The 25,336-nt window shown below is 68.7% G+C and carries 21 protein-coding genes; 19 read left to right on the forward strand and 2 right to left on the reverse strand.

From position 1 onward, the window contains the following. On the reverse strand, positions 1-1,225 hold a 1,225-nt coding region (locus tag JOD51_RS00005; RefSeq protein WP_239539738.1), incomplete at its 3' end, for a DUF6049 family protein. Between the two features lie 110 nt (positions 1,226-1,335). Here JOD51_RS00005 and JOD51_RS00010 point away from each other — a divergent pair. The 18 genes from JOD51_RS00010 to JOD51_RS00095 all read left to right on the forward strand — a co-directional run bounded on the left by JOD51_RS00010 (position 1,336) and on the right by JOD51_RS00095 (position 21,600). Further along, positions 1,336-2,769 (forward strand): CCA tRNA nucleotidyltransferase, encoded by a 1,434-nt coding sequence (locus JOD51_RS00010; RefSeq protein WP_204606485.1) that lies wholly within the window; start codon positions 1,336-1,338, stop codon positions 2,767-2,769. A 145-nt stretch (positions 2,770-2,914) separates the two neighbouring features. Beyond that, complete coding sequence (gene rpsF, locus JOD51_RS00015; RefSeq protein ID WP_110902892.1) at positions 2,915-3,304, forward strand: 30S ribosomal protein S6; 390 nt, start codon at positions 2,915-2,917, stop codon at positions 3,302-3,304. 3 nt (positions 3,305-3,307) lie between these two features. Further along, positions 3,308-3,901, forward strand: a complete 594-nt coding sequence (locus JOD51_RS00020) for a single-stranded DNA-binding protein (protein ID WP_204606486.1) — start codon at positions 3,308-3,310, stop codon at positions 3,899-3,901. Between the two features lie 47 nt (positions 3,902-3,948). Next, positions 3,949-4,206 (forward strand): 30S ribosomal protein S18, encoded by a 258-nt coding sequence (gene rpsR / locus JOD51_RS00025; protein ID WP_017887834.1) that lies wholly within the window; start codon positions 3,949-3,951, stop codon positions 4,204-4,206. A 14-nt stretch (positions 4,207-4,220) separates the two neighbouring features. After that, a complete protein-coding gene (rplI, locus tag JOD51_RS00030) occupies positions 4,221-4,673 on the forward strand; it encodes a 50S ribosomal protein L9 (RefSeq protein ID WP_204606487.1) in 453 nt (150 codons plus the stop codon). A gap of 228 nt (positions 4,674-4,901) precedes the next feature. Continuing rightward, positions 4,902-5,195 carry a WXG100 family type VII secretion target gene (locus JOD51_RS00035; protein WP_204606488.1) on the forward strand — a complete coding sequence of 98 codons (294 nt, stop codon included), beginning with the start codon at positions 4,902-4,904 and terminating at the stop codon, positions 5,193-5,195. A gap of 75 nt (positions 5,196-5,270) precedes the next feature. Then, on the forward strand, positions 5,271-5,579 hold the full coding sequence (locus JOD51_RS00040; protein WP_204606489.1) for a hypothetical protein: 309 nt from the start codon (positions 5,271-5,273) through the stop codon (positions 5,577-5,579). Beyond that, positions 5,579-7,018, forward strand: a complete 1,440-nt coding sequence (locus JOD51_RS00045; protein ID WP_204606490.1) for a hypothetical protein — start codon at positions 5,579-5,581, stop codon at positions 7,016-7,018. The genes JOD51_RS00040 and JOD51_RS00045 overlap by 1 nt, the downstream gene beginning before the upstream one ends. 378 nt (positions 7,019-7,396) lie before the next feature. Then, positions 7,397-7,690 (forward strand): WXG100 family type VII secretion target, encoded by a 294-nt coding sequence (locus tag JOD51_RS00050; protein WP_111075297.1) that lies wholly within the window; start codon positions 7,397-7,399, stop codon positions 7,688-7,690. A 78-nt stretch (positions 7,691-7,768) separates the two neighbouring features. Continuing rightward, entirely contained in the window at positions 7,769-8,077 is a 309-nt protein-coding gene (locus JOD51_RS00055) for a hypothetical protein (protein WP_204606491.1), read from the forward strand. After that, the gene (locus JOD51_RS00060) at positions 8,077-9,726 is read left to right on the forward strand and encodes a WXG100 family type VII secretion target (protein ID WP_204606492.1); all 1,650 of its coding nucleotides are present in this window, start codon (positions 8,077-8,079) and stop codon (positions 9,724-9,726) included. Before JOD51_RS00055 ends, JOD51_RS00060 begins: the two co-directional genes overlap by 1 nt. Before the next feature lie 11 nt (positions 9,727-9,737). After that, the gene (locus JOD51_RS00065; protein ID WP_204606493.1) at positions 9,738-10,343 is read left to right on the forward strand and encodes a hypothetical protein; all 606 of its coding nucleotides are present in this window, start codon (positions 9,738-9,740) and stop codon (positions 10,341-10,343) included. Further along, a complete protein-coding gene (locus JOD51_RS00070) occupies positions 10,340-11,083 on the forward strand; it encodes a hypothetical protein (protein ID WP_204606494.1) in 744 nt (247 codons plus the stop codon). Before JOD51_RS00065 ends, JOD51_RS00070 begins: the two co-directional genes overlap by 4 nt. Beyond that, positions 11,080-12,018, forward strand: a complete 939-nt coding sequence (locus tag JOD51_RS00075) for a hypothetical protein (protein WP_204606495.1) — start codon at positions 11,080-11,082, stop codon at positions 12,016-12,018. The genes JOD51_RS00070 and JOD51_RS00075 overlap by 4 nt, the downstream gene beginning before the upstream one ends. Further along, positions 12,018-16,799, forward strand: coding sequence for an FtsK/SpoIIIE domain-containing protein (locus JOD51_RS00080; RefSeq protein WP_204606496.1), 4,782 nt, complete (start codon positions 12,018-12,020; stop codon positions 16,797-16,799). Before JOD51_RS00075 ends, JOD51_RS00080 begins: the two co-directional genes overlap by 1 nt. 442 nt (positions 16,800-17,241) lie before the next feature. Beyond that, positions 17,242-18,606, forward strand: a complete 1,365-nt coding sequence (gene dnaB / locus JOD51_RS00085) for a replicative DNA helicase (protein ID WP_204606497.1) — start codon at positions 17,242-17,244, stop codon at positions 18,604-18,606. A 1,362-nt stretch (positions 18,607-19,968) separates the two neighbouring features. Further along, complete coding sequence (locus tag JOD51_RS00090; RefSeq protein WP_204606498.1) at positions 19,969-20,592, forward strand: hypothetical protein; 624 nt, start codon at positions 19,969-19,971, stop codon at positions 20,590-20,592. Positions 20,593-20,685: 93 nt separating this feature from the next. Beyond that, a complete protein-coding gene (locus JOD51_RS00095) occupies positions 20,686-21,600 on the forward strand; it encodes a hypothetical protein (RefSeq protein ID WP_204606499.1) in 915 nt (304 codons plus the stop codon). 931 nt (positions 21,601-22,531) lie between these two features. Here the strand turns inward: JOD51_RS00095 and JOD51_RS17640 are convergent. Beyond that, complete coding sequence (locus tag JOD51_RS17640) at positions 22,532-24,718, reverse strand: helix-turn-helix domain-containing protein (protein ID WP_204606500.1); 2,187 nt, start codon at positions 24,716-24,718, stop codon at positions 22,532-22,534. On the opposite strand from JOD51_RS17640, the gene JOD51_RS00105 reads away from it, so the two are divergent. After that, entirely contained in the window at positions 24,708-25,160 is a 453-nt protein-coding gene (locus JOD51_RS00105) for an MFS transporter (protein WP_343892043.1), read from the forward strand. The two genes, JOD51_RS17640 and JOD51_RS00105, sit on opposite strands and share 11 nt — an antisense overlap. The last annotated feature ends 176 nt before the right edge of the window (positions 25,161-25,336 follow it).

Below are 25,336 nucleotides of genomic sequence, written 5' to 3' on the forward strand. Positions count from 1 at the left end.
CCAGCGAGGCCGAGGTGGGAATGGTGGCGGGGTCGGACCCGTCGGCGCTGCCGTTGCCCGGTTCGGTGCCGTTCCCGTTCCCGTCCGTCGCGTCCGTGGTGGCGGTGTCGGTCGGCTCGGTGGCCGCGTCGCCCGGAGCCTGCGTCGCGCCGCCGGAGTCCGCGCTGCCTGGTTCCGCGCTGCCGGATTCCGCGCTGCCGGCGGTGCCCTGGGCCGCCTCACCCTGGCCGGCGGGGTCCTGCGTCGGGTCGGTCGTCTGGTCGGACGGCGCCGCGCTGGCGGTCGGGCTCGGGGTCGCCCCGGGGAACCGGTCGGCGTCCACGGCGGCGGCGATGGCCTGGTCGAAGGAGATCGGCGCGGCGATGCCCGACAGCCCGGCCTGACGCAGCCCGGTCACGTCGGCGTCGGCGTAGGACAGCGGGAACTTCTCGTTCCGGAGGCCCTCCAGCCGCTCCAGCCACGCGGTCGCCGAGCTCGGTGCGTCGTCGCCGAGGATCCGGATCGACGCGATGATGCGGGGGTCGACGGCGAGGGCGACGCTGTGGCCCTGCGCGGCGTCGAGCTGCTGCGTGAGGGTGCCGTCGAGCGCGGTGTCGGCGGCGAGCGTCTTCGCGCTGAGCAGGCCGTCCTCGGTCGCCGGGACGGTCACCGGCATGGCGACCGCGACGTCGACCGGCGCGGGGTCGGGCCCGGGGTTCCACGTGAAGACGGAACGACCGACGGCGAGGGTCGAGCCGGCGGTGTACGAGGCCGCGATGCGTCGTGCGCCGAAGGGGTTGAGCGTGCCGAGGCGGACGTCCGCGAACGGCACCGAGATCGAGTCGACCGTGACTGATCGGTGCGCCGGGACCTCCGGGATGGCCACCTGGTCCATGCGCTCGCCGGGGTAACCGTCCGGGGAGGTGTCGTTGATCCAGTCGGTGAGGATGTCCCGCGTGCCCACGACGGGTCGGATGATGTCCAGGTCCGCCCGGCCCGCGGGCAGCGCGGTGTCGGTGCCGTTCGTCACCGTGACGGACAGCGAGAGGTCGTCGCCGAGGTCCAGCACCCCGCGTCCGGACGGTGTCACCTGCACCGACGTGGTGCCGGACTGGGCGGCGGCCGACGGCGCGGGCGTCGAGGTGGTGGCGGCGTCGGCGACGTCCACCGCGGCGGGCGCGATGACCAGACCGGCGGCGACCAGGGTGGACGCGGCGGCAGCGAGCACGGTACGGAGAATCTGCATGTGGGAGGGCCTGGGTCGGAGCGGGCCACGACGAGTGTATGAGGCCCGACCATGACAGCAGGCGAGCGCGCAGGTGCTCGCGCCCACTATCTGGGATGATCGACGGCGTCATGCAGTCCGTAGCCCAGGCCGTCGAGCGACTCGACGCACTCGCCGCCACCGACACCGTCGACGTCCTCGCCCGGGCGTTCGCCGCTGCCGGTCACGAGCTCGCGCTCGTCGGCGGGCCCGTCCGCGACGCCTTCCTCGGTCGCCCGGTGACCGACCTCGACTTCACGACGGACGCCCGGCCCGACGCCGTCCTGGCGATCGTCGAGCCCCTCGCGAGCACCACCTGGGACGTGGGCCGCCAGTTCGGCACCATCGCCGCGATGGTCCGCGGTGAGCAGGTCGAGATCACCACGTACCGCAGTGACGTCTACGACGGCGAGACCCGCAAGCCCGAGGTCACGTTCGGCGACACCATCGAGGACGACCTGCTCCGCCGGGACTTCACCGTCAACGCGATGGCGCTCCGACTCCCCCAGCGCGAACTCGTCGACGTGCACGGCGGCGTCGAGGACCTGCTCGCCCGGCGACTGGCGACCCCGCAGGCGGCCCGGGTGTCGTTCCGCGACGACCCGCTCCGGATGATGCGTGCGGCACGGTTCACGTCCCAGCTCGGCTTCACCGTGTCCGACGACGTCCGCCAGGCCCTGACGGACCTGGCCGACTCGATCGGGAACATCTCAGCCGAGCGCGTACGGGACGAGCTCGTGAAGCTGCTCGACACCGGCGACCCCATCGCGGGCATCCGGCTGCTGGTCGACTCCGGCATCGCCGAGCTGATCCTGCCCGAGCTCCCCGCGATGAAGCTCGAGATCGACGAGCACCACCACCACAAGGACGTGTACGAGCACTCGCTCACCGTCCTGACCCAGGCCATCGGGTACGAGGCCGAACGCCACCCCGGCGAGCCCCCCGACACCGTCCTGCGTCTGGCCGCACTGCTGCACGACATCGGCAAGCCGGCGACCCGGAAGCTCGAGCCGGGCGGGGCCGTGAGCTTCCACCACCACGACCTGGTCGGCTCGAAGCTCGCGAAGAAGCGGCTGCGCGCGCTGCGCTTCGACAACGACACGATCGCCTCGGTCTCGCGGCTGATCGAGCTGCACCTGCGCTTCTTCGGCTACACCGAGGGCGCCTGGACCGACGCGGCCGTCCGCCGCTACGTCCGCGACGCCGGCGACCAGCTCGAGCGGCTGCACGAGCTCACCCGCTCCGACGTCACCACCCGGAACCGTCGGAAGGCGGACCGGCTCGGGTTCGCGTACGACGACCTGGAGGCCCGGATCGCCGTCCTCGCGGAGCAGGAGGAACTCGACTCCATGCGTCCCGACCTCTCCGGGGACGACATCATGCGGATCCTCGACATCCCGCCGGGGCGCGCGGTGGGCGAGGCGTACCGCTTCCTGCTCGAGGCGCGGATGGACGAGGGGCCGCTCGGCCCCGAGGACGCCGAGGCGCGCCTCCGCACGTGGTGGGCGTCCCGCGACGTGGGCTGATCCGCTCGACGGTGGCGCGCCTCCAGGCCGTCCGCTACGATGGGCAGGTTGTCTCGCGCGCCTTCTGCGTGCCGGGGCACATGCATCAACCCTCCTGTCCCGGGAACTGCCCGGGGCCGCTGAGACCAGAGGAGGTGGGTTCCGCATGCACCAGTACGAACTGATGGCGATCCTCGACCCCGAGATCGATGAGCGCACCGTCGCTCCCAGCCTGGACAAGTTCCTCGCGGTCATCCGCAACGACGGTGGCACCGTCGACAACGTGGACGTCTGGGGCCGTCGCCGGCTCGCGTACGAGATCGCGAAGAAGAACGAGGGCATCTACGCCGTCGTGAACTTCACGTCGTCCGCCGACTCCGCCAAGGAGCTGGACCGCCAGCTCGGTCTCTCCGAGGCCGTCCTGCGCACCAAGGTCCTCCGCGCCGAAGAGGGCATGGCCCAGGTCGCCGCGCAGAAGCAGCGCGACGAAGCCCGTGCCGCCCGCAAGGCAGCCAACGCGTCGGCCTCGGCCGCCACGACCGCGAGCGCCGAGTAGCCCGTGGCCGGCGAAACCGTCATCACGGTGGTGGGCAACCTCACCGCGGACCCGGAGCTGCGCTACACGCAGAACGGGCTCGCCGTGGCGAACTTCACCATCGCGTCGACTCCTCGCACGTTCGACCGTCAGGCGAACGAGTGGAAGGACGGCGACGCGCTGTTCCTCCGTGCGAGTGTGTGGCGCGAGTTCGCCGAGCACGTGGCGGGGTCGCTGACGAAGGGCTCGCGCGTCATCGCGCAGGGTCGTCTCCGTCAGCGTTCCTACCAGGACCGTGAGGGTCAGCAGCGGACGAGCATCGAGCTCGAGGTCGACGAGATCGGCCCCTCGCTGCGGTACGCGACCGCCCAGATCACCCGTGCACCGGGTGGCAGTGGTGGTGGCGCCGGTGGTGGCCGTGGTCAGGTCGGTGGGGGCAACTCCTCCGGTGGTGGCAACGGCGGCTACAACGGTGGCGCGTCCGGTGGCAACGGTGGTGGCGGTCAGTCCGACGCTCCGTGGTCGCCGCAGGGTGGTCAGCAGGGTGGCGGGAACGCACAGTCGAACGACGTGTGGTCCACCCCCGGCGGCACCTACGACGACGAGACCCCGTTCTGATCCTCAGCGGTCTGACGACACAACTTCTTCTTCTCTAAGGACACACAATGGCTGGAAAGAGCACCGGCGACCGCCGGAAGCCTCGCGGTAAGGGCGGCAAGAACGCCGCTCCCGCGAAGTCGATCAAGGTCGGCGTCATCGACTACAAGGACGTTGCGACCCTTCGCAAGTTCATCTCGGAGCGTGGCAAGATCCGCGCCCGTCGCATCACCGGCGTCTCCGTCCAGGAGCAGCGCCTCATCGCCCGTGCCGTGAAGAACGCCCGTGAGATGGCGCTCCTCCCCTACGCCGGCTCCGGCCGCTGATCGGAGGTCGACGAATGTCGAAGCTCATCCTCACCCACGAGGTCTCTGGCCTCGGTTCCGCCGGTGACGTCGTGGACGTCAAGAACGGCTACGCCCGCAACTACCTGATCCCGCAGGGCTTCGCCGTGTCGTGGTCGAAGGGCGGCGAGAAGCAGATCGAGTCGATCCGCGCAGCTCGTGCCGCACGCGAGCTCGCCACCATCGAAGAGGCACAGGACCTCAAGATGAAGCTCGAGAACGCCACCATCCAGCTGTCGGTCAAGGCCGGCAAGGACGGTCGTCTCTTCGGCTCCGTCCGCCCGGGTGACGTCGCTGACGCCGTCCAGGCGCAGGGCGTCGGCTCGCTCGACAAGCGCAAGGTCGAGGTCCCCGCGACCATCAAGACCGTCGGTGACCACGAGGCCACCGTGCGTCTGCGCGAGGACATCGTCGCGACCATCTCGCTGCAGGTCGTCGCCGCGAAGTAGTCCGGTCGCTGCTCCGGCAGCACCAGCACCGCCGGAAGGGCGGGTCTCCCCAGTGGGAGGCCCGCCCTTTCGCTGTTCCCGGCGCAGTGTGGTCATTCAGAAAACGCGTTCCTGACGAACGCTCGATGAACAGGAGTTGAAGCCCCTCGTCCGGGGGTCGACCGCTCGGTACGTTCGACGAGGCCTCCGGTACCGGGGGTGCACGAAAATCGAGATCAGGAGCACCACATGCCCAACTTGAACGTCACCTACGGCGAGATGCAGGATGCCGCGACCCGCCTGGTCAACGGCGAGCAGGACATCACCTCGAAGCTGCGTGAGCTGAAGTCCCTGGTGGACTCGCTCATCTCCGGCGGCTACGTCACGGACCAGTCCTCGGTCGCGTTCGGCAACTCGTACCAGGAGTTCAACGACGGTGCGACGAAGACCATCGAGGGGCTCGAGGGCATGTCGACGTACCTGAACAAGGCGGCCGAGGCGCTGCAGCAGACCGACACCGAGCTCGCCAACGCCATCAAGTAGCGCGGGACACCGGGCGGCCCGACGACGGGCCGCCCGGTCCACCTCCACCGGCACGGGCATCGATCGGGAGCACCCATGGCAGACCTCATCATCACCAGAGCCGTCCTCGAGGACTCAACCACCAAGTTGCAGCACATCTCGGACGAGCTCGAGCACCAGAAGTCGGACGACCGCGCCCTGACCGAGGTGTACGGCCAGCACGACGTCCAGAAGGCCATGCACGACTTCTCCGGCGACTGGAAGATCCACCGCAACAAGATGAAGGGCGCGGTCAAGGACCTGCACGAGAAGATGCAGAAGGCGACCGAGAACTTCACCGACCTCGAGCACGACCTGACCGAGAAGCTCACCACGGAGTCCCACCCGACCGACGGTGGTGCCTGATGCCCGCCCGCGGTGGGAACTGGGCCCTGCTCGACCAGTCGTCCGACCCGATGGTCGCCGACGTCTCCGTCCTGCAGGAGCTCGTGAACTACTACTCGACCATGGCGCAGGAGATCACCTCCGAGGCCGCGGTCCTCAAGAGCATCGGCGACGGCGACGACAGCCAGTTCAAGGGCTCGACGGCCGACGCCGTCCGGAAGAAGAGTGGTGAGGTCGCCGGCTCCCTGACGAAGCTGTCCGGCCGCTACGACGCGATCCGGGACGCGCTGAAGGGGTACCTGCCGGAACTCGAGCGGGGGCTCGCCGAGTCCGCGGCCGCACTGCACGACGCCGAGAACGCCGAGGCCTCCGGCAGCCGTGCCGCGTCGATGCCCGACCCGTCGCAGAACCGCGCCTCGGACGCGCCGGCGATCACGAGCGACGAGCAGGGGCAGATCGACGCCAAGCACCGCGCGGTCGAGGGCGCGAAGGCCGACGCCGACGCCGCGACCGCCCGCCTGCGCCGATCGGTCGATGCGCTGAACGGTGCCGGCAAGGCCGCGGCTGCGACGATCCGGGCAGCGTGGGACGACGGGCTGCACGACACCCTCGGCGACAAGATCAAGGCGTTCTTCTCGAAGCTGCTGAAGATCCTGGTCAAGATCTTCACCTACATCGGCATCGCGCTGGCCGCCCTGGCGATCCTGATCCCGGGCGTCGGGATGTTCACGTTCATGGCGGCGGTGGCAGCGTCCGTGGTCCTGGTGGCGAACATCACCCTCGCCGGCATGGGCGAGGGCTCGTGGCTGGACGTGATCACCTCGGCCGTCGGGCTCGTGCTCGTCGGCGCCGGCGGTGCGCTGACGAAGGCCGTGTCGACGATGAAGACCGCGGGCATCGCGAAAAGCTCGGCCGGGTTCCAGAAGAACGCGACCGCGTCGCTCGAGAAGCTCGGCACGGCCCGGTCGGCGGCGCTCGAGCGGGCGTTCAACCCGCGGTACGGCGCGAAGGGGTTCCCCGAGCGGCTGGCGTCCCTCCGCGCGGTGCAGAAGGAGATCGCGGACACGCAGAAGGCTCTGGGCAACGCGAAGGGCCTGACGAGCATCGGCAAGTTCCGTGAGAAGCCGAACTGGTGGCACCCGAACAAGACGCTCTGGGCCGAGGACAAGGTGAAGATCGCCGACGTCCTGAAGCGTCGGGACTGGCGTGCCGAGCGCCTCTTCAGCGTCGACCGTCACAACGAGATGGCGGCCATGCAGAAGGAGATGTGGTCGAAGTACGGCGTCGAGATCGCGACGACGCCCGCCTGGCACCGGTGGGCCTCCGGCGGCCGGGTGGTCGCGAGCTGGGGGAACACGATCATGTACGGGCAGGGGCTCAAGCCGACCGGCTTCGGCACCGACCAGCAGCGACTGCCCGGCTACAACGAGGCGGCGAAGACCCTCACGCACGGGTTCTGAGCCTGCGCGGCTGCTCCAGCCGCCCGCACGGGTCCTCCGACCGCCCGCACGGGGCCTCCGACCGCCCGTACGGGTCCTCCGTTGTGAGGACCCGTGCGCTTTCCGTCCCGGGGCGACACGCCGGGCACGAGCAATTTGTTTGTCGGGTGACATGACAATTCTGCGCGACGGGCGTCGCGGACGTGCCCCGTGCCTCCAGGCCGGTCGGACCGGCATGCTGGAATGTGCACATCGGTGTGCAGCAGCCGATCGCACGGCGGTGTGGAAACGTACCCCGCGCAGTCGTACCGTCGCGGAATAACCTCTCGACAGTCCCTCAACTGAGGGGCGCACCCGACCGAGCGACACCGGGTGCGACGCGACTGACAGGAGCACGCAATGCCCAACTTGAACGTCACCTACGGCGAGATGCAGGATGCCGCGACCCGCCTGGTCAACGGCGAGCAGGACATCACCTCGAAGCTGCGTGAGCTGAAGTCCCTGGTGGACTCGCTCATCTCCGGCGGCTACGTGACCGACCAGTCCTCGGTCGCGTTCGGCAACTCGTACCAGGAGTTCAACGACGGTGCGACGAAGACCATCGAGGGTCTCGAGGGCATGTCGACGTACCTGAACAAGGCGGCCGAGGCGCTGCAGCAGACCGACTCCGAGCTGGCGAACGCGATCAAGTAGTCCGCTTCCGGACCGGGGCCCCACCGTTGCGGTGGGGCCCCGACCCGTTCACCTCCGGCACGACTGATCGGGAGCACCATGGCAGACCTCATCATCACCTCGGCCGTCCTCGAGGACTCGGCCACCAAGTTGCAGCACATCTCGGACGAGCTCGAGCACCAGAAGTCCGACGACCGGGCGCTCAGCGACGTCTACGGCCAGCACGACGTGCAGAAGGCGATGCACGACTTCTCCGGCGACTGGAAGATCCACCGGAACAAGATGAAGGGCGCGGTCAAGGACCTGCACGAGAAGATGCAGAAGGCGACCGAGCACTTCACCGACCTCGAGCACGACCTCTCCGAGAAGCTCACCACGGAGTCCCACCCGACCGACGGTGGTGCCTGATGCCCGCCCGCGGAGGGAACTGGGCCCTGCTCGACCAGTCGTCCGACCCGATCGTGGCCGACGTCCCCGTGGTGCAGGAACTCGTCACGTACTACAAGACCATCGCCGAGGAGATCACCTCGGAAGCGGACGTGCTCCGGCGCATCGGGGACGGTGACGACAGCCAGTTCAAGGGGTCGACGGCCGACGCCGTGCGGAAGAAGAGCAAGGAGGTCGCCGCCTCGCTGACGAAGATGTCCGGACGGTACGACGCCATCCGCGACGCCCTGACCGCGTACCTGCCCGAACTGCAGCACGCCCTCGACGAGAGCGCCGGCGCACTCCGGGACGCCGAGGAGGCCGACGCCGCCGGCACCCGTGCCGCGTCGATGCCCGACCCGTCGAAGGACCGCGCCCAGGACGCCCCGCCGATGACGACCGAGGAGCAGGACGCCGTCAGCGCCAAGGGTCGAGCCGCGTCCGCCGCGCAGGGGGACTCCGACGCCGCGAAGGCCCGGCTGCACCGGGCACTCGACGGCATCACGACCGCGGGCAAGGCCGCCGCCGCCACGATCCGGGAGTCCTGGCACGACGGCCTGCACGACACCCTCGGCGACAAGATCAAGGCGTTCTTCTCGAAGCTGCTCAAGATGATCGTCAAGATCTTCACGTACATCGGCATCGCCCTCGCCGCGCTCGCGATCCTGATCCCGGGCGTCGGGGTCCTGGCGATCATGGGTGCGGTCGCCGCCGGTGTCGGGCTCGTGGCGCAACTCGGGCTCGTCGCGATCGGCGAGGGCAACGTCTTCGACCTGGTGATGGCCGTCGTCGGCGTCGCCACCCTGGGGATCGGGTCCGGCATCGCGAAGGCCACCTCGGTCGCCGTGAAGAGCGGTCTCAAGGCCGGCAAGGTGTCGATGACCGCCAAGCTCGGCGAGCGTCTGGCGCCGCTCAAGGACTTCCGGTCGGAGGCGATCGGCAAGATCAACAGCCTGAAGACCCAGATCGGCGGCAAGACCGGAGCCGTCGAGCACGTCGACGGCGCGATGTCCGGCTTCACGCAGAACGCGCTGCGCGACGTCGGGACGAAGGGTCTCGGCGCGGCGAAGACCATCTCCGACCAGCTCCGGCGGAACCTCGAGCCCCTGGTCGAGCAGAAGGGTGCGCTGCAGGGCGGGATCAAGTCCGCCGAGGCGCAGATCGTCAAGCAGGAGGGGCTGGTCCGGGGCGCCGACGACCTGATCGCCGCGAACATGAAGGACGTCGACCGGGCGATCGGGGCGTTCACGAGCAAGTTCCCGGACAACCCGAACTGGTGGAACCTGCGCCAGGTCGGCACCACCGCGAAGAACGACTGGAGCACCGTCTCGAAACAGTTCGGTTCCGATCTGTTCACGAAGAAGGGCTTCGATGGGTGGGCGGAACGTCTGGCCGGCATCGACGGCCAGGTGAACCGCTCGAACATCGACAAGTGGCTCGGCGAGAGCGGCTTCGCCGGCGTCGGGTCATCGGCGCCGAAGTGGCACGCGTGGGTCAACGGCGGCATGAGTGCGCAGGGCAAGGCGTACTCGATCACCGGTCTCGTCATCAACCCCACCATGATGGGCAACGACCAGCAGCGCCCGTGGACCGAGTCCTACGGCGAGTTCAAGCACCCGATCACGACCTGAGAGCACATCCCATGAGCGCTGTACCCGTCCTCACCTCGACGATCGACGTCGACGCCCCGGAGTGGCTGGTGGTCCCCGGCGCCGACGAGCTGACCCCCGCCTGGCGAGCCGACGTGCTGGCCCTGTTCGACGCGGTCGCGGACATCGACCGGGAGGCGCAGGGTCCCGACCGCCTGTTCGCCGACGGTCCGTCGGTGGACCCGGAACACGCCGTCGACACCCTGCTGGAGTTCCGCGCCTCGCTCGACGACGACGATCGCCTGGTCGCGGCCCTGACCGTGCCGAACCGGTGGCCGCTGCCGGTGATCGTCTCGGTCGGGGTGGCGGACGAGTCCGGCCCGGACCTGCTCGAGCTGGCCGGGGCGACCGGCGGCGCCCCGTCGGATCCCCCGGCGGTCGACGAACTGCCCGAGGACGTCGGCGGTGAGGGTCCGGTCGTGACCCGCTTCGACGTGGACGACGAGGGCGTGATCTGGGCGACGGTCTGCGCGGTCCGACGGCAGGACGGCGTGGACACCCGGGTGCTGTGGCGGACGCGTGAGCTCGACGTCGTGCCGGTGTTCGCCCCCGAGGTCGTCGCCCTGGTCGGCCGCGTCCGCAACGAGGTGTCCGCATGACCGCCCCGATCTCGTCGTTCCTGATGGTCGTCCCGCCCGGGTGGGCCCGCCTGCCCGCCCGCGAGGAGGACCGGCAGGTCCTCGCCGCGACGGTGCGCGAGGTGATCGCCCGCGCGCTGCCGGACACCCTGCCGCGCGACCGTGCCGAGCCGCTCCGCCAGGAGATGCAGAAGCGCCTGATGTCGACCGTCGTCGAGGCGGGCGACAACGGCGCCACCGCCGTGTACCTGCCCGTGCAGCCCGTCGACGGGTTCACGCCGCCGGTGTCGATCATCGAGAGCGAGGTCGACGACGAATCCGACCAGGCGCCGGAGGAGGTCATCGCCGAGCTGTTGGCCGACGCCCTGCCGGACCGGCACGACCAGCAGGACCCGGGCCTCCGCCAGGTCGACGGGGGCATCGCGGCCCGCACCGAGACGCAGCTCCGTCGCGCCGTGCCGGACGAGGTCGCGGGCGAGCTGCCCGCCGTCGACGACCGCCAGGTGGTCTACACGATCCCGGTGCCGCACCGGCCGGGCCGCTGGGTGGTGATGTCGTTCTCGGCGATCAGCGCCCCGGCGGACCAGGACGCGACCGAGCCCGGCGCCGGAACCCGGGACATCGGCACCGACGAGCGGATCACCGACGCCCTCGTGATGCTGTTCGACGCGATGATGACCACGTTCCGCTGGACCGACGTCCCCGACGCCGAGCCGACCCCGCTCGAGCTCCGTCTGGCCGAGATCGGCGGCACGGCGTGACCTGGGACTTCCTGCACCCGGCGTCCCACCTGGTGCTCACCTGCGCGGCCCTGCTGTTCGCCGCGACCCTGGCGTTCGTGGTGCCGGTGATCGTCGCGCTCCGCCGCCGGACCGCGACCGACGCCATCGCGTGGGCCGACCGGGTCCGCCGTGACGACGCCACCGCGTGGGCGCTCGACCGCGTGCTCCGGAGCGTCGAGGCCTCGTGCCGGACGGCCGGCGTCGTGTTCCCCGGCTTCGTCCGGGCGTCGATCGGCTCCACCGTGCGGCTCGACCTGACCGCCCCCACCGTCGCGCCGCCGGAGCCGTGGACCGCGACCCCGGACGGCCACTCGTGGTCGGCGCCGATGCAGGCGCTGCAGGCGGTCGCGCTGACCGAGGACGCCTCGGTCGGGTTCGCGACGGTCGTCGGCCTCGGCACCGACCCGGACGGCAGTGTCCTGGTCGACCTGGCCGCGGTCGGCGGGATCGTCGCCCTGGTCGGGGACCGTTCCGCCCGCACCGCCGTCGCCCGCCGGGTCGTCGACCAGGTCCGCACCGACCCGTGGTCGCGGACGACGCCGGTCCTCACGGTCGGTGTCCGCGGCGACGAGTTCGGGACCGTGGCGTCCGTGTCGGTGGCCGAGGCGGTGGCGACCGTCTCGGCGGACGCGACCCCGGGCCTCCTGGTCGTCCAGAGCCTGCCGGGCGGTGCGGACGGCCGCGAGCTGGTGCGCCTGCTCGAGCGGCCGAGCGGCCGCTGGGCCGTCATCGCGCTGCAGCCGAGCCCGCTCGCGCGCTGGACGCTGGAGTGCCGTCGTGACGGCACCTCGACCTCGGCGGAGCTCGGGTCGGTCCGGTGGATGGACCTGGGGCTGTCCGAGCCGCTCGTCGACGAGGCCGCTCCGACCGCAGCGCCGACCGAGACCGCTCCGGCGCAGACGGCCGGCGCCTGATGCAGGTCGTCGTCACCGTCGTCGACGACGTCACGGGCGTGCGCTCGGACGTCCTCATCGACGCACCCGGATCCGCCACCATGCGCTCCGTCGTCGACGCGCTTGCGCGTCGGACCGGTGGAACACCCCTGCCCGCCGAGGCCGGCGACGCCGACGTGCGCTTCGCCGACAGCGGCCTGGTCGACGGTGCCGTCCTGCACATCGGTGCCGACGCCGACACCGGTGCCGGCCCGGGGCTGGTCGACCTGCTCGTCGCCGGCGGCGTCGGCGCGGGCCGCTGCGTCCGCGTCGGCGTCGGGACCGTGCGCCTGGCGTTCACCCCGGACAGCGACACGCTCACCGGATCCGAGACGGCGGGGCTGCCCGGCCTGGAGGCACGGATCGCCTTCGACGGGACCGTCACCGTCCGCCTCGCCCCGGCGTTCGTGCCCGAGTCGTCACCCGAACCGGCGGTCGTCGGGGACGCTCCGGAGGGTGCCGGCACGCCCGGTGACCCCGGTGCGGTGACGCCCGGTGCCGTACCGTTCGCTGCCGTGCCGCCGGGGGCCGTTCCGCCCGCTGGCTTGGCCCCGGCCGCCCTCGGGTCCCTGCCGCCGGGTGCGCTGCTGCCCGGCGCGCTCGATCCCGCCGCCGGCCACCCCGAAGCCGACCCGTCCGCGCTGCCCGAGGTCACCGTCGACGGCGAGCGTGTCGGCGACGAGTGGACCGCGTGGGAGCCGGGCGCGGTCCTCCGGGTCGCCGAGACGGCGCTGACCGTCCGCCCGGTCGCCGTCGTCGACCGGATGCTGCTGCGTCCGCCGGACTCCGGCCAGCTCGACTTCAACCGGCCGCCCCGCCTGCTGCCGCCCCTGCGCCCGACGTCGTTCCGGATCCCGAAGCCGCCCGTGCCGCCGCAGCGGTCCGCGCTGCCGTGGATCATGGTGTTCGTGCCGGCGATGTTCGGCATCGTGATGGCGACCGTGTTCCACTCGCCGTTCTACCTGCTGTTCGCGTTCATGACGCCGATCATGGTGATCGGGCAGACGATCACCGCACGGAAGACCGGCAAGAAGAGCCACCGCAAGGCCCTGGCCGACCACGCCGACCGGGTGCGGGCGATCGAGGACGCGGTGGCCGGTGCCGTGCTCGCCGAACGGGACCAGCGACGCTCGGACTCGCTCGATGCTGCCGCCTTGCGGATCACCGCGACGACCCCGACCCGGCGCCTGTGGGAGCGCCGTCCGACGGACGCCGACCACCTGCACGTGCGGGTCGGCATCGGGGACCTGCCCTCCACCGTCACCGTGGAGGACGACCGCGACCAGGACCGCCTGGACCAGGAACCGCGCTGGACCCGGGGTGTGCCCGTCACCGTGCCGCTCGCCGAGGTCGGTGTCGTCGGCATCGCCGGACCCGGCACCTGGCCCCGCTCGATCGGCCGCTGGCTGCTCGGCCAGCTCGCCGTCACCCAGTCCCCGCGCGAGGTGCAGTTCGTCGTGCTGACCGCGCAGTCGGCCGTGCCGGACTGGGCGTGGACCGTCTGGCTCCCCCACGTGCGCCCGACGGACGGGCAGGAGGCGCTGGCGCTCGTCGGGTCGGACGCCGAGACCATCGGTCGCCGCCTGGCCGAGCTGACGCAGATCCTGGCCGAGCGCCGGGCCGAACGGCAGAAGAACGTCAACAGCCGGCGTCGGTTCTCGCCCGAGATCGTCGTCGTGCTCGACGGTGCACGCCGGCTCCGTGCGATGCCCGGCGTCGTCGGACTGCTCCGTGACGGCCCGGCCCTGGGCATCCGGCTCATCTGCATCGACGAAGAGGAGTGGCAGCTGCCGGAGGAGTGCGTCGCCACCGTGCTGCACCGCTCGCCGACGCAGCTCGTCCTCCGCCGCCAGATGTCCGCGCCGGTCGACCTCGTGCTGGCCGACCGCATCGAGGACGACTGGTTCGACGAGGTCGCCCGCGCACTCTCCCCGCTCCGTGACACCTCCGGCTCGGACGGGGACGGCCTGGTGCCGGACAGTGCGCGGCTGCTCGACGTGCTCGACTTGCCGCAGCCGAGCGGGTCCGTGATGGCCTCGCGCTGGCGGTCCGGCTCCCCCACCACCTCGGCGGTCGTCGGCGTCGGCATCGACGGGCCGTTCGCGCTCGACCTGGTGCGGGACGGTCCGCACGGGCTCGTGGCCGGCACCACCGGCTCGGGCAAGTCCGAGTTCCTGCAGACCCTGGTGGCCTCGCTCGCGGCGGCGAACCGTCCGGACCGGATGACGTTCGTGCTCGTCGACTACAAGGGCGGTGCGGCCTTCAGTGTCGCGTCGGACCTGCCGCACACCGTCGGCCTGGTCACGGACCTGGACCAGCACCTGGTCGAGCGGGCCTTGCGCTCCCTGCGCGCCGAGCTCACCCGGCGCGAGCACATCCTGGCCGCGTCCGGGGCGAAGGACATCGAGGACCACGAGGCACACCTCGCCCGCGGTGGCTCGGGCGAGCAGATGCCCCGACTGGTCCTGGTGATCGACGAGTTCGCGGCGATGGTCACCGAGCTGCCGGACTTCGTCGCCGGGCTGATCGGCATCGCCCAGCGTGGTCGGTCCCTCGGCGTGCACCTGATCCTGGCCACCCAGCGCCCCGGCGGTGTGGTCGGTCCGGACATCCGCGCGAACACGAACCTGCGCGTCGCCCTCCGCATGACGGACGGCGGCGAGAGCACCGACGTCATCGACGTGGCCGATGCGGCACGTATCCCGAAGAGCGTGCCCGGACGGGCATACGCCCGCCTGGGGCACTCCTCGGTCGTGCCGTTCCAGTCGGCCCGCGTCGGTGGACGATGGGCCGGCGAGGAGGACACGAGCGCCGTCCTGCCGTTCGTCCGGGTCCTGGAGTGGCGGGACTTCGCGATGTCGCCGCCCGAGCGTCCGTCGAAGTCCGGTCCGGGCTCGGCAGCGACCGACCTGTCCGTCCTGGTCGGCGCGATGCGGGACGCCCGTGAGCAGATGGGCATCGGTCCGCTGCACTCGCCGTGGCTGCCGCCCCTGCCCGAGCTGCTCCCCCTGGCCACGGTGGCCTCGGCGACGGTCGGAGGCTCGTCGTCCGGCCCGGATGCCGATGCTGCCGTCGGTGAAACCCCCGACGGAGGTTCGGGACTCACCTTCACCTGGGGCATGGAGGACCTGCCCGACACCCAGCAGCAGCGTGCCGCGACCGTCGACCTCGAGCGCTTCGGCCACCTCTACGTCGTCGGCGCCCCGGGCTCCGGCCGGTCCCAGGCGCTCCGCACCCTCGCCGCCTCCGCGGCCGGGTCGATCGCCTCCAGCGACCTGCACCTCTACGTCGTCGACTGCGGGAACGGCGCCCTGGCGTCGTTGCAGTCCCTGCCCCACTGCGGGGCCGTCGCCCAGCGCACCCAGGTGGAGCGTGCCTCCCGGCTGATCGAACGCCTGACCCGTGAGATGGCGCGACGCCACGACGTGATCGCGGCGGCGGGGGCCGCGAACATCACCGAACAGCGGCTGCTCGCCGCCGAGGCGGACCGCCTGCCGCACGTGCTGGTCCTGGTGGACCGGTGGGAGAACTTCACCACCACGCTCGGCGAGTTCGACGGCGGGTCCCTGACCGAGGCGATCCAGTCGTTGCTGCGCGACGGCACCGGCGCGGGCATCCACGTCGTCATCTCCGGCGACCGCACGCTGCTGACGTCGCGGATGTCGACGCTGACCGACGACAAGATCGTGATGCGCCTGACCGACCGGCTCGACTACTCGCTCGGCGGGATCAACCACCGGCAGCTGCCGGCGACCATCCCGCCCGGGCGCGGCTTCCGTGCGGACAGCGGGATCGAGCTGCAGTTCGCGACCCTGGGTGAGGACGTGTCAGGCCAGGGGCAGACCGCGGCCGTCCAGGCCCTCGCACGGCGGGTCCGGGCCGACGAGGAGACCCTCGGACTCCCCCGCATCCGGCCGTTCCGCGTCGACGCGCTGCCGAAGGACCTGGACCTCGACGGCGCGCTCGCGCTCGACGGCGCGCCCGCGCCGGCACCGATGGTCGCGGTCACCGGCATCGGGGGCGACGACATGTCGCTGCAGACCGTGGACCTGCGGGAGGGCGGCGGCACCTTCATCGTCGCCGGACCCTCGCGTGCCGGCCGCTCGACGATGGTCGCCGCGATGGCGCGCTCGCTGCTGGCCGGCGGGACGCCGATCGTGGTGTTCGCCCCGCGGCCGGGAGCCGTGCGTGACCTGGCCGGCCTGCCCGGCGTCCTGGCGACCGTCTCCGGGGAGGACGTCGCCCCCTCCGACGTCGAGGACCTGCTCGGCCGGCCCGGGGTCGTCCTCGTCGTCGACGACGGTGAGCTGCTCATCGACTGCTCCGCGAAGGCCGAGCTCCGCACCTTCGTACGGGGGCTCGCCGACAACGGGCAGGGGCTGGTGCTCGGCGGCAACACGACCGGGCTGGCCGCCGGGTTCGGCGGGTGGCAGGTGGACGCGAAGAAGAACCGTCGCGGTGCGCTGCTGTCGCCGCAGGACACCCTCGCCGGCGACCTGGTGGGCGTGCGGATCTCGCGGTCGTCGATCTCGTCGCGGGTCCAGCCCGGGACGGCGCTCGTGCACCTGGGGACGGGCATCGCCTCGACCGTGCAGGTGCCGATGGTCACGGCGGCGACCCGGACCGGGTCGACGGCTGTGCCGTCGGCTGCTGTGCCGTCCGCCGCGGCGTCTTCCGCTGCCGTGTCTTCTGCTCCCGTGTCTTCTGCGGATGACGGCGTGTCGACGGGTGTGGAGGACGTCCTGGAGGCGCGGGCCGGCTGAGCAGGTCCGGCACCCGAAACACGGTTGGCCGGTTACCCACGGCCCCGCTCTGCCCACCTGGGAGCCAGCCGAGTGGAACGGGACGCCGAGGGTGTTTGTCAAGTCGCTTCTGCACAGTGGGGGCCTCGAACGGGAACCTTCGACTCCCAGTTGAAGCCGAGTTCTCCACACATGGTGTGGAACAGGAAAGCCCTGGTCAAAAGTCGAAAGTGTGTTCCCCAGGGGAGTTGTCCACAGCTGAGTGCACAACCCTCCACACAAGACCTCGGCGTGTTCCACGGTCTCTCCACAGAGTTGTCCACAGGGCCGTTTGCTGGGGATAACTCCGTACCCGTAGCTTGAGCCAGCGACTCGGGGATGTCGGTCGCCCGGGGTAGAACTGCTCGGTGGGGAGCGGTTCACTGAGCCGTCCGCCAGCACCGCCAAACACTGAGGAGCACGTGTGTCGATCGCGCATCTGGAGCCGGCCCCGCGGGAGTACGCCGAGCGGAACAACGACCGGACTCCTCCGCACGACATGCTCGCTGAGCAGTCGACCATCGGCGGCATGATGCTGTCGAAGGACGCCGTCGCCGACGTCATCGAGACCGCACGCGGCGTGGACTTCTACATCCCCAAGCACGAGGTCATCTTCGACGCGATCCTGTCGTTGTACTCCCACGGCGAGCCGACCGACGTCATCGCCGTCACCGACGAGCTGACGAAGACGGGCCTGCTGTCCCGCGGCGGCGGCGCCGAGTACCTGCACAGCCTGACGAGCATGGTGCCCACCGCGGCGAACGCCGGCTACTACGCCGCCATCGTCGCCGAGAAGGCCGTCCTGCGCCGCCTGGTCGAAGCCGGCACCCGCATCGTCCAGATGGGCTACGCCAGCGAAGGCGAGGTCACCGACCTGGTCAACAGCGCCCAGGCCGAGGTCTACAACGTCGCCGGTGGCGTGCAGACCGAGGACTACGTCCCCCTCACCGAAGCCATCGGCACCGCCATCGACGAGATCGAAGCCGCCAAGGGCCGCGACGGACAGATGACCGGCGTCCCCACCGGCTTCGCCCAGATGGACGCCCTGACCAACGGCTTCCACCCCGGGCAGCTGATCATCGTCGCCGCACGACCCGCACTGGGCAAGTCGACCCTGGCGCTCGACCTGTGCCGCTCCGCCGCGCTCAAGCACAACCAGACCGCCGCGTTCTTCTCACTCGAGATGGGGCGCGCCGAGATCGCCATGCGCCTGCTGTCCGCCGAGTCCAGCGTCCCCCTGCAGAACATGCGCAAGGGCACCGTCGACACCCGCGACTGGACCACCATCGCGCAGACCCGCGGCCGCATCAACGACGCCCCGTTCTTCATCGACGACTCCCCCAACATGACCCTGGTCGAGATCCGCGCCAAGTGCCGGCGCCTCAAGCAGCAGCACAACCTGAAGCTCGTCGTCATCGACTACCTGCAGCTGATGACCTCCGGCAAGAAGGTCGAGAGCCGCCAGCAGGAGGTCTCGGAGTTCTCGCGTGCGCTGAAGCTCATGGCGAAGGAGCTGCAGGTGCCCGTCATCGCGCTGTCGCAGCTGAACCGTGGGCCCGAGCAGCGTGCCGACAAGAAGCCGATGATCTCCGACCTGCGTGAGTCCGGGTCGATCGAGCAGGACGCCGACATGGTCATCCTGCTGCACCGTGAGTCGGCGTACGAGAAGGACAACCCGCGTCAGGGGGAGGCGGACCTGATCGTGGCGAAGCACCGCAACGGGCCGACGGACACGATCACCGTGGCGTTCCATGGGATGTTCTCGCGGTTCGTGGACATGCCGCAGTAGGGGAGTTGTCGCCGCGCACATATTCTGTCTCCTTCGCACACAACTTGTCGCCATGCGCGCGGGCGGGAGCGACGGTTGGTCGCTCACTCCGGGTCCTGGGAGCGTGCGTGACGTCCGCATGACGTGCCCCGGATTCACTTGTAAGGATCGCGGACCACCTATCTGAGACAAGAGCTCCCGACAGCCAGCGCTAGCAGGCGCCGCGGCGACGCACCGACCCCGCCTACGGCAAGCAACTCCGCGTTCCGCCGTGTCGCCCGGCTTTGCGGAGGTACTCGTCGCTCTCGAAGAACCGGACCGACGGATCCAACCCAGCGGATGGTCTTGGAACTCTCTTGCTCTTGCGACAGAGCAACCTCTGACCGACGTTCTCATCCCACCTCTGATGTGGCCGACTTGGGCAAACCCCCTCGGCGTCGACCACATCACGGACCCCTCCGCGTTACAGCGCGGACTCGCGGACGCGCTTCGTGTCGCCGGTGTTGGCGTTGAAGGCGGTACGGACCGAATTGCCGGGATCGGCCGGAAGCTCCGACCTTCGATGCTTGGGACTCCTGAACAGGCGACCGCAGTGCTCCGGCAACTCGGAGAGCTAGCGGGATGGCTCCGTCTCAACCCGTCGCCCATCAACTACGTAGCGCGCCGATACCTCAGGTGGAGCGGGCTGCTCCCCGAGGCGGACTGGCGTCTGCTGAGTAGCAGCGTCGGAGAGGCCCCCGGTCGAGGCAGAAGGCTGCTGAATGCGAGGCGCTACGCGTGGCTACGACTCACCGCTGCCGGTACCCGTGACCTGCCGCAGCACCTCGAATTTGAACCCGGTGCCGCAGACGCGGCTGACTACACTCGCTTTCTCACGACGATGAGCGCGGAGCTCCAAGCCGCGATCGACGAGTACCTCACGGCCTGGCTCCCGAAACATCGCATGGTGGGCACGTTCCCCGAGGTTGGGCACATTCGTGCTTTCGACGACGAACCCATCGTGTGGGCACCACCACGTTGGAGACCCGCTGGCGCTCCCCTTGCGCCAGAATTAGATGACATCGACGTTGCGCAATTACACGATCGAGTGCGCGCCGGAGAGTACGCATTGAGCCATCTCGGGCTTGACCTGAAGCGGACACCCCGCCATGTTCGCTGGGCCCTCGCCGCCCGCCCCGTTCCAAGCGGACGGGCGCGCTCAGACATCCCCTGGGACACACGCATCGACTATCCGAGCTCCCTGGAGAGCTTGAAGCGGCATCGGACAGCTATCGCTTCGTTGCCTGTCGAACTTCCGCTACGGTCGTTGTGCTTCGGGTGTGTACGTCCCGAAATCGCTGGGGGAGCGGTGAAGCCTCTCGGCGCTATGACCGAGAGGACCCCATGAAGGAACATCAAGCTCACCAGCAGCGCGACGCGCTGCATCGCAAGTACGCCTACTCAGGCTGGATCGTAGCGTCCGCGATCGGGATGCTGTGGTTCGCCATCCGGGAGAGCGACAAGGCTGCTCGTCGGCGGCAAGATTCAGCGCAGACGCCGCTGACTACGACACCAATCGTGCCATCACGACGATGGTGCAGCCGCGCGTGGAGTTGGCTCAAAACGGAACATCGGCCGAACCCGGCGAAACGGCATGAATTAGTGCTCCGCCGGTGCGTCTACCCACTCGTTCTCCTGGCGCTTGGTGTCTTCATCTGGTGGTACGGGGCGCACCTCGGCGGCGCGTGGTTTACGACTTCGTTGCAGATCGCGGTCCTCGCGCTCTCGTTTGCAGTCCTCATTGTGAGCGTGACAACCGGTTGGTCTTTCATCGTCGGGGCACTGGCTTTCTTCGTTCCTAGCGGCATCCTCCTGTGGGAGGTCTCGCTGTCCCCGATCATCAACCACACCATCGGTTCCCCACCGGAGGCCCCTGATTGGGCTGACCCCGTGAACGCCCTCGCAACGGTTGCGCTTGTCGCGGCGGGCGCGTTCGCACCGGGCCAGAAGACCGTCTGGCAGAACTAAGGGACCCTGACTGCGGCCGGCACCCGCACCGCCAGCCGCAGCTGGCGGTGCGGCTTGTTGTCCATGCCGATGGTCGAGTCCTATCGTGGCGTCATGGAAAGCTTGGAAGGCATACCGTGCGTGTTTTGTGGCAGCGCAAGTTCACCGAAGGGTGAGCATGTCTGGCCATCCTGGTTCATCAAAGAGTTCGCCGGTCAACAACCGTTCTCTGGTGCACATGGCGGAGTCGTGTACACGAAGAAGCCGAAGGAGGCCAGCCCGACGGTGCCACAGACGTTAAACGCTCTACCCGGTGTGCACGTGCCGGCGTGTGTGGCCTGCAACAACGCCTTGGGCACCTACCTCGAGGAGCCGGCAAAGAATCTCGTGCGTCGCATCCTCGGGCACACTGATTCGCACGATGATCTTCTTATTTCGGCGGATGACAGTGATGCTCTCGCACGGTGGCTCCTGAAGGTTGGACTGCTCTCTTACCTCCCCGAGCGCCGATTCGATCTCCCCGCGATGAACGAAGACTCGGACGTGCCGGTCCTCTCCCGCGTTCGTGGGGATTGGCTATCGTGGATGACGGTTGGGAGTCCTCCGCCGGACAGCTTCTCGGTGTACATCACCCGCCGCGAGCTCGACGGGAGCGATCCGGACCCTGAACCAGGGGACCAACAGTGGATCCCGCTTCCGCACCCTGTGGTCGATGGCAAGGACCTCGACTTCATGCTGCGAGCGTTCGGGTTTCGAGGCGTCAACGTGACGATCGTGTGGCACCCAGGCTGGCCGATCGATCATCCTCAAGTAACTGATGGCCGGGCAGTCCAGTTGTGGCCTAGTCCGCATGAGTTCAACTTCGGATCTATGCCCCAGGTGAGCACGAAGGAACTCCGCTTCTTAGACCCGCCAGGGAACGAACTCTCGATGGACGCCGCGACGTTCGAAGAGCGCATCAGCACCCCCTTATCGCCCACTTCGGGTCTCCTCCAAGGACTCTTTGGTGTCGACGATGGGGCCAACTAGCGGGATAATACCGATTCGCGAGCCGGTTGCGTCAGCCTTCGCGCCAACGAGCCGGTAGCACGACGGTACCCGGGCGTTGTTACCGTGCAACCAGTAAGGGGACGGGAGGTTGCGAGCGGCGCACTGTGCGGGAGTTCGAACCGCCGACACCGCATACGTTCTCTGACCGCGACGCGATGGGCAGCACTAGCCAATACCGACGGCGTGGGTGACGCCGATGCTTCAGGACGCTATGACAATCGTGAAACCGACGAAGACGCCGAGTGTGGGTTGCTGTTTCTGCAGTTCGGGTTCGCGCGGAGGGATCGGCTCGATGTCCGCCCCCAGCAGCTAGAAGTGCGCCCTCAATCTTCGCTGGCCAGCGACAGAGCGGCGGCACCGTACAACCCTGTTCTCGACCAGATTGTGAACCTCCTCGGCTCTGCACTGAATCATCTTCAGGGGTTGCAGGTTGGTCACCCGGCCAGAACGCAAGACCGACTGCGGTCGTGCCGACGAACAACGCCGACAGGATGATGATGAACACCGCGGACGTCCGCGACCGATGCTCCATGCGCTCATCCTTCTCGAAGGCCTTCTGCGAAGCGACACTCATTCCGCGTAGGCTCGGATGATCTTGCGGCACGCCGCATCGCGACATCACTGACGCCCGGCACGGCTCAGCACCCTCCTCCGCCACCGTCTAGGAGAACCCCCGCGGGATCTGGGCCCGGCCGTACCGCTGCAGAAGGTGCCGTTCTCGTCAGCCGAGCGCAGGGTCAGATCGAGACGTTAGATCTTGTCGTGGCTGGCTTGCAAGCGCAGGTCGACTCGCTCGTCTCCTAGGCGTCAAGGCAGACAGGGGCACCACCGCGAATTGGTGATTGAAAGCAACCGGACGTGAGGCGCTCACTGGCATCTCCGACGCCGACCAGACACGTGCCGACCGGCCCTAGCTATTTGACAGCTTTGACAAGTCCGCGAACATCTGTGTCGCGTCTCGCATGAGCTTCTCGATGAACTCCGGCTTACTCAGCCCATCCAACTCCTGGGCTAGGAACGCTTGGCCACTCGACCCTGATGTGTGCGCGGCAATCCGAGAGCGAAGATTCTGAATTCGACGAAGCAACGCGATGTCGCGCTCCACGTGTTCGTAGCGGTGCGTCTCGAGGAAGCGCTTCAGCTTGGAGATGCCTTTCTCATCCTTCACCGGAGGCAGGCCAGCTGAGATAGCCGCCTCATCGAGCATGTCCACGAGAAGCTTCGCGAGGGCAAGCAGCTGCGCTTCGAACTCCGTGTCGGTGTCGTTCAGCGGGATCCGGACACGTTGGATGAGACCCGCGTCGCTGCCCTTTGCCTCGCGGTACAGCCCCCAGCCCCAGTTTTCCACCCACGCGCGTTGAATCGCCAGGTATGCGTTCTTGAAGAGGTGCTCCGGGTTCTCCGTATCCGCGAACTGGGCGAGGAACGATCGGCGGAACGTGGACTCGCTCATGTTCGAGACCGGCGGGATGTTGTACGCACGCCAGTGGTCCCGGTGGCTGCTGGGGATATCTCGACCGATGTCGCCGAGGAACACCATGACCGCGTCCGGGTTGCCGTTGTCTATCTGCACTCCCCAGAGGTACCCGCAGCTGAGTCGACCGTCGCTGATCGAGTACAGGTTCGGGTCGTCGTAGTAGCGCCTGAGCACTTCGGGTTTGAAGAAGACGGGCGTCAGGTAGTGGGGCGCGTCTGGGTTCGCGCCGAAGTAATTGGCGAGTTTGTCCTGCTCACATGTGTACTTGGTCGGGCGGCCGTTCTGGTCCTCACCGATGATGAACTCCGGGTACTCCTCGTCTCCTAGATCCCATGGCCAGATGCCGCTCTGATCCTGCGGAGGAGGCGGAAGGATGCGCTTGACCAGTAGCCGGGAGAACACCTGCTTCTCGCCGAGGTCCATGTTGCCCACACCCAAGGAGACGACGGAATCCTTTTCTACGTGGTCTGGTTCGTTTAGCTCCTCGAAGGCTTCGGACTCTTCGTCGGCGTTGATGAACACGCGGCTGTCCGAGAACAGAAGGAGATCAAGCTGTCGGGCGGCCTGGTAGCGACGCAGTATCGGAGTTCGGATGCGGATAAGAGCGTCCGTGAACTCTATGGCAAGTTCTTTCGACCCATCGTCGGTGATGCGGTAGTAATTACCGGTGGTCTTGTCTTCCCACAGGTTCATGAGGAGCCGGAACTCTTCGGATATGTGGTACGCATCGGGGACGATGCCGTGCATCTGTTGCACGAGGACGAGTGGTTCGAGTTCAGGCCCGTCGCTGTTGCGGTAGTAGGTCGTGACCCACTCGCCATCCCTGTGGCTCTGGGAGAAGCCGGGGAATCCACCGCCGACCCTCATGTCCCAGCTAGCGCTTTGCATGGCACGATCGCGGTAGCTCGGCGCAGCGAACGCTGCAAAGCGTGCGCCGGTGCCATTGCCCGAGTCCTGCCAATCGTAGACGATCGTCCACGGGCGATCGCCGTTGGTCTGACTCGCCTTGCGCTCATCGACCTGCCGGAGGTATTCGACGGCGTCGTCGTGACTCAATTTGGTCCCCATAGTGGGCCTGATTATGGCAGGAGCTCCCGACACGACGCGGGGCTTCTTCTCTCCATGTGACTCGCCATGCGGCCGCCGACTGCGATAGCGGTGGGACGGACGTGCGCTCACCGGTCGTCGCTGCGGAAATCCGAGGGCGTTCGCCCCGTTGCTTGGCGGAAGGTACGTGCGAAGACGCTCGGGTCGGATGCCGACAAGGAGCCTAACTTCTGCGACGTCGAGTGGGGTCTGCGTTAGCAGTTGCTCAGCGACACGCAGTCTGGTGCGGCGAATCTCCGCAGCGGGCTGCAGCCCACAGTCGGCGAAGAGCGCGTGAACGGAGCGGACGGAGAGCGCCATCGCGGACGCCATCATCGGCACATCGAGCTCCGGATCAGCGAGATTCGCACGGAAGAACCGCACGCATGCCGCGAACGACTCCGTCCAGCCGACGGTCGCCGAGAGCGCTGCACCCGGGACATCGCAGGGACACTGGCGGGACACCGCCGAGGGGTTCCGGTTCTGCGTCCGCGACCCACTCTTCCGGCTCGTTGTAGCGCTGGTGCTCGTCACGAACCTGCTCGACGCGGCCCGGTCAAACGCCCTGCTACCGCTTTACGCGGACGAACGGCTCGGTGGCGCACAGGCGCTCGGGCTCGTCACCGGAACGTTCGGCGGTGCGGCCTTCATCGGTTCGGTGGTGTTCGGGTACGTCTCGCACCGCGTGCCTCGGCGGCTGACGTTCACGCCGTGCTTCGTCCTCGCGGGCGGCCCGTCATTGCTGGTCCCGGCACTCGGGCTCGGGCTTCCTTGGATGCTCGGATCCGTTGCCGTATCCGGTGTGGCCGGCGAGTCCGCTGGCCGATCCCGTATCAAGACCGTCGTAGCGCCGTCGAGACGGCGACAAGATGTCTGGTCAAGTCGAGTGACACGCGCGCCGACTGCGAGTCTCATGAACCGGGGTTGGCGACAAGTAGCGAGCCTGTCGACAGGAGTCGTGTCGTCCGCCAGCTAACTTGTCCGACTGCCACGCAACGTGTCTGAAATACGGACATGGACACGTTGTTCGGCAGCCCGGACGGGTTACGTTGAGCAGGGGTCGGCTCAGTCTTCGTGCGTCGCGAGGTGTCCGTATGGCGTGCGTGAACTGAGATAGTTCGCGGACCACCTATGTGAGACGGGGATCGCCCT

Source organism: Curtobacterium herbarum (assembly GCF_016907335.1).
GTDB lineage: Bacteria > Actinomycetota > Actinomycetes > Actinomycetales > Microbacteriaceae > Curtobacterium > Curtobacterium herbarum.